Annotated in this window: 2 protein-coding genes; both read right to left on the bottom strand. The window is 61.8% G+C overall.

The features are described from left to right. Positions 1-234: 234 nt before the first annotated feature. The gene (locus NOM67_RS09995; protein WP_255936514.1) at positions 235-4,032 is read right to left on the bottom strand and encodes a translocation/assembly module TamB domain-containing protein; all 3,798 of its coding nucleotides are present in this window, start codon (positions 4,030-4,032) and stop codon (positions 235-237) included. Then, entirely contained in the window at positions 4,029-5,804 is a 1,776-nt protein-coding gene (locus tag NOM67_RS09990; RefSeq protein ID WP_156852130.1) for an autotransporter assembly complex family protein, read from the bottom strand. Before NOM67_RS09990 ends, NOM67_RS09995 begins: the two co-directional genes overlap by 4 nt. Positions 5,805-6,000: the final 196 nt, after the last annotated feature.

Raw genomic sequence — 6,000 nt, 5'->3', positions numbered from 1 at the left:
CCCGAGCGGCCAAAGGGATCAGACTGTAAATCTGACGGCTCTGCCTTCGAAGGTTCGAATCCTTCTCCCTCCACCATCATTCAGAAAACCCGGCCTAGCGCCGGGTTTTCGCTTTTCTGGCCCGTCCAACCCGTTATCCCTCTGCACTCCCAACCTTTAGCGCCATTTGCCTGTTGGCGAGCAAGCCATAAAAACGGGAGGCCAGAGCCTCCCGTTGTTCAGTTCTCACCGCCATCAGAGAGTGAAGCGATAGAAAATATCCACCGCCTGTGCCACCCCGCTCATCGCCTGCAGATAGAGGCGTGGCAGCAGTTCGTAGCGCAGCTTGAACTCGGCGATGGGGCTGAACACCCCGACCCCGTACTGGAACTGCAGGCCCGGCAGCAGATAGGCCGACAGGGTCACCTGGGTGTTGTCGCCACTGCCTGCCGTATCGAGGGAAACATCGCTCATCCCGAGCGACTCGCCAATACTGGACACCACCCCATTGGCCTGACTGACCGCCCCCGCCACCAGCAGACCGTTGAAACCGCCATCTTCCCCGGTAGTTTGCAACCCTTTACCGCGCAGCAGGTAGGAGAGCTGTTCCGACTGCGCCATCTGCGGCTCGGAGTAGACGTTGATCGCCGGCTTGCTGGCCGGGCCGGTCACCCGCACCCCGACCGTCACCTGCCCCTCGATGGTATCGGGATCACGGTACGCCTCGATATTGAGGAAGGGGCGATCGAGCGGGCCGGAGAAGAGGATCCGCCCCTCCTTGATGATCAGGTTCTGGCCATAGGCCTTGAAGCGACCATTGGTGAGCACCAGCTGACCATTGCCTGCCAGCGGCTTGCCCGGATCCTGACGAATATTGAGGCCGCCCGATACATCGGTCTTGAGCCCCATCGCCTCCAGCTTCACATCGTTGCCAAGACGGATTGCCACCTTCATCGCCAGCGGCAGGCTGGTCTGCTTGGGTGGTGGGGGCAGGTCGTCATAAACCACGGTGACATCGTCAGAGACGGCGACCGCAGAGTCAGGCAGGCTCTTGACCAGAATGCGTGCCCAGGGGATATCCACCTGACCGGTCACCCGGGTTTCGTCACCCAGTGAGACGGCGATATCGGGGGAAACCTTCACCCGCCCCATCCCCGGATACTGCGCCTCCAGCTCCTTGCCCTGAATGGTGAGGCTGCCGGTCACCGGCATCTTGGCCCAGCTGAGCCAGCCCCCCAGCGCCAGCGGCCCCTTGCCAACCAGCATGGAACCATCCAGCTCGGCCCGGTTGCCTTCGATCTTGAGGCGGGTCACCAGCTTGGTCAGGGTCACCATGTCGGAGTGGGTCTGCACCTCGCCATCGATCAGGTTGAGCTGACCAAACAGCAGCGGCGCCGCCAAAGTGCCATCAAAACGGGCATTGGCCGAGATGACCCCGTGCAGGGAGCGCACCTCCGGAATGAGCGGGGCAAAGGTGTCGAGTTTGAGATCATCAAACTTGAGCTGGCCGCCGAGCAGACCGCGACCGGCAGGCTCCCTGATCAACAGTTCGGTATCGATATTGCCGATCTGCCTGGAGGCAAAGTCGAGACGAATGGCCGCCTGCTGCCGCTCGAAATCAAGGCCCAGCGCCAGCTGCTGGTAGTCGGTTTTGAGATCATCGGTGACAAAGGTGCCAGGCGTGGTGCGCACCACCGCATGCAGGGTCGGCTGATTGCCGCGCCAGCTGGCCCGGCCGTCGGCAGAGAGCACCGCCTGCCAGCTAAAGTTGTCCGGCAACCAGGGACGCAACCGCTTGAGGTCAAACCCGGCCAGTGCAAACTCCAGCGAGCCTTGTGCTGCCGACACCTGGCTTCGTTTCACGCAGAGGCTGGCCCCTTGCGAACCAAGGCAGAGATCCCCCATCGCCACGCGCTGGCGCGGCAGATCCACGTCCAGATCCCAGGGCGAGGTGAGATCCCAGCGGCGCAGCGGGGTTTTGAGCTTGAGCTCGGAGAGAGCGCCACGCCAGTGATCCCCGCGCATACCGCCCGCCAGTTTGAAGTTGGCCGCAACAGGGTCACCCTTCATGGTCAGGGTCAGCTGATGCTGGTTGAAATCACCGTTCAGATTGAGCTGCAGCTGGCTCAGCTTGGTGGCACCCTGGGTCAACTCGGCAACCGAGAGTGACAGCTCGCCAGCGGGCTTGGCCCCCAGCGCGCCGTTGCCCTTGAGGGTAATGCCACCGAGATTGGTTCCCGCGTAGTAGAGACGGCCGGCGGTCAAGTCGGCTGCCACTCTGGGGGTCTGCTGGTTACCGCTTACCTTAACCTGCCCTTTGATATCCCCCTTCAGACCGGGATAGATGCCGCCAAGCTGGGGCGCATCCAGTGCCGCATCCAGCTGCCAGCGAGCGGGGGCTATGCTCCCCTTGGCCTGCAGCTGGTTCGGGCCACTTTGCAGCGAGAGGGTCGGGATCTGCCACTCCATCTTGTCGTTGCCGCGCAGCTCACCCTTGAGGGCCAGCGGATACTGGTTGAGCTTGCCATCGATCTTGAGCTTGGGCAGGTTGAGCTCCCAGTGGCCCGCCTCGTTCATCGCAAATCGGCTCTCCAGCTCTCCCGCCAGAGTCCCCTTGAGCTCGGGCAACAATTCGGCCGGATTGATCCCCTTGAACAGGGTCGTCCCCTGCCATTCGATCCCCTTGTTCCAGGCGAGCTTGCCATCGAGTTTGAGCTCCCCCTTGAGGGCGTTGAGCTGCAAGGCGATCTTGCTGAGCCGATCCAGATCCCCCTTACCTTCCAGCGCAACCTTGAAGGGAGGGACATCGGCGCCCTTGCCGGAGGTATTAAGAGCAAATTGATAGCCGGAGAGCTTGCCCTTGGCGGTCAGGCTCCCTTTATCCAGCCGATAGTTCGGCTCATCTTTGGCAGGCTTGTGCAACGGCCAGCCGAGGCTCTTCCAGTCGAGAGCCAGATCGAAGGGCAGATCCGGGTCGAGCGCGGCCAGAGATCCCTTGAGGTTGGCAGCAACCGGCCCCTTGGCGGCCAGCGTCAGTGCCAACTTGCCAACCGAGCCACCCAAGGTCAGGGTCGCCTGCTCACCCTGCAGCTCACCATCAAGCAGCCCCTTGCGAGCCTTGGCATCCAGCGTCACCGCCAGCGGATAGTCATCTCCCAGTCGGATATTGCCCTTGAGCGCCAGATCCGCCATGGCGTGGCGCAGCGACAGCTCGCGCACCTCGATACGCTCGCCGATGGCACTGGCTGAGAGCTGCAACTTGTCGATCCCTTCGATCAGCTCGCCCTGCTTGTATTGCACCTGGGTAGCACTCACCCCTTCAAGCTGGATGGGGAATGGCAGATGGATGGCGGGCAGCACTATGGGTTCTGCCTTCGCTGCCTTGTCGTTGCTAGCTTTCGCTATCTTGGGCGCCTTATCGCTATCACCCTTGGCTTCGCTCTTTGCTACCGGGGAACTTGCGACCTTGCCGCTGGCCTGAGCCGGCGCCCTGGCTGAGGTGCTGGCAGGGGCATCAGCAATGGTCACGCTCAGCTTGTCGAGCACCGGCCCGCGCACGATCAACCCCTTGCGATTGAGGGTGGCGCCGATATCGAGGGATCCCAGCGTCACGGCAACACCGGGTACCGCCAGATCGAGGTCAGCCACCTTGAGGCTGTCGACCTGAATTTTGAGGGGAAGCGGATGCCAGACAAAAGGCTCCGACGGCTCTTCCGGGGCAGGCTCCGAGTCAGCCACCTTCACCACCGGATGGGTCACTTCAAGCGATTTGATCCAGAGTTTGCCCTGCAGCAGTTTGCCAAGATCCCAGTCGAGCACGGCGCGATCGACGGTGACATCCACCAGCTCATCCTGCCAACCCACCCCTTCCAGAGTCCAGCCATAGCCAAGCTGGCCCGCGACCAGCTCCCCCTTGAGAGAGGGCAGCGCCGCCCGGGCCTGCTGCCACAACCACTTGTTGCCCTGATGGGTGAATCCCAGCAGGCTGACGCCGATGAGCAGCAGGAAAATCAGCCCCATCAGCCAGAGAAAGATGCGTTTTACCCAGATCATAATTCAGGCCCCAATGCGAAATGCAGCCGCAAGGGCTTGTCCTCTTCCGATACCCCGACCGCCAGATCCAGCCTGACCTGACCGATAGGGGTCACCCAGCGCACACCGACACCGGTACCAATCTTCCACGGCTCGCTGTAGTCGTTGGTGGCGGTACCGCCATCCACAAACAGGGCTCCCAGCCATTTGTCGCTGAAGCGGTAGTTGTACTCCATGCTGGCGACGCTGGTGTAGCGGCCACCGGTCAGCTTGCCGTCCGAGCCGGTCGGCGAGATGGTCTCGTAGCCAAAGCCGCGCACCGTCTGATCACCACCGGTAAAGAAACGCAACGACGGCGGCACCAGCGAGAAGCTGTCGCCTATGATGGCCCCCTGCTCGGCACGCATCAGGAATCTGTGGTTATCCCCCAGAGTACGCAGCCATTTGCTGCGCCCCCACACCCGCATAAAGCTGATGTCGGAGCCCCAGGTGGGGTCGGAGAACTCCAGCGTCAGCTGCTGGCGATCCCCCCAGTCGGGCACCAGACCGCCACGCACCCGCAGCCGCGACCAGGAGACTCCGGGGATCAGCAGCAAGCTGTTCCCCTCGTCGGCACCCTGGGTATAGATTTCGTTTTCCAGCCGGATAAAGACGTCACGGTCCCAGCTCTCCGGCCGCCGCGTCCAGCGGTGCACACCGACGGTCGTCAGGTCAGAGCGGGTATCGTTGTTGTCCTTGTACTGGTAACCGGTCTGGATCGAGTAGTAGTCCCGCAGCGGGTTGCCCACCGGGATCTGGTAGTCGAAGCTGAGCTCGGCCTCCGGCTGGGAGACCTTGGCGGTGGCAAAGAGGCGGTGGCCATAGCGGTTGACCCAGGGCTTCTCCCAGGTGGCGCTCATCCGCGGCCCCACGTCGGTGGCGTAGCCGATACCGGTCTCGATCTCGTGATCGACCCGGTTGTCCAGCGTCACCGAGATAGGCACCCGATAGTTGCTCGCCTCGCTCAGCACCGGCTTGATATCGACCTGACGGAACAGCTTGGTGGAGGAGACATCCTGCGACATCTCGGCCAGACGAATGGCGAGATAGGGGTCACCGCTCTTGATGTTGATAAGCGGCCGAATAAGATGGAGCGCCTCGGGGGTGGCGTCGTAGCGGATCTCGCCAAAGTGGTAGCGATGGCCTGACTGGAAGAGGATGTAGATCTCCGCCGTCCCCTTGTCCGGGAACACCTTGACCTGACTCTTGCCCAGCTTGGCATCGAAGTAACCGCGGGCCAGCCCGAGGCTGCCCAGATCCGCCTTGATCGACTCATATTTGGCATGGTTGAGGGGGTCACCCTCTTTGAGCGGCAACTGATCGAGCAGGGCGCTGTAGACCTCGTCGCTGCCGGCATCCCCCTCCAGCAGAATATCGAGGCGCGAGACGATGACCGGTTCCCCCTTGTCCACCTCAATCATCACTTTGGACGGGGCTTTCTTGTCGCGGCTCAGGGTGATCTTGGGCTGGTAGTAGCCATACACCTGCAGCGCCTTTTGCACGCTCTCGGTGATTTTGGCGCGAGCCGGGCGGTATTGCCGCTCCTGATAGACGGGCAAGGCGTTGAGGTAGGCTTCAACGTTATCCTTGTTCTCCCCTTTCAGCCCCTTGACCTGATAGGTGAGCTTGGCAGCCAGTGCGGGGGTGGCCATCAACGACAGCATAAGGCCCAACCCGAGCACCAGGAGGCTACGTCGAAGGGCTGAGCCAAAGAGCGAACTCCCTGTCAGCAGGGACGGATTGCATCCTGTCAAAGGTCAATATTCCTGAAAATTGGTTAAGATGGCGGAGCGGCTCACGGCACATCGGAAGCAGAGAAACGGAGCGCCCCAGCAAATTGCGAGCCCTATCCTAACATAGGCACCGGCTGGCAACAGTGCGGCATCCGTGGCAAATTCACCATATCTTTGAAGGCGTTGGCTACAAATCATCCGCTCTGGCGCACATCGC

Origin of the sequence: Aeromonas sp. SG16, assembly GCF_024436135.1 — a bacterium.
In the GTDB taxonomy this organism is placed as follows: Bacteria; Pseudomonadota; Gammaproteobacteria; order Enterobacterales; family Aeromonadaceae; genus Aeromonas; species Aeromonas jandaei.
Note: the sequence above shows the minus strand (reverse complement) of the source record. Positions and strands in the feature narration are given on the sequence as shown.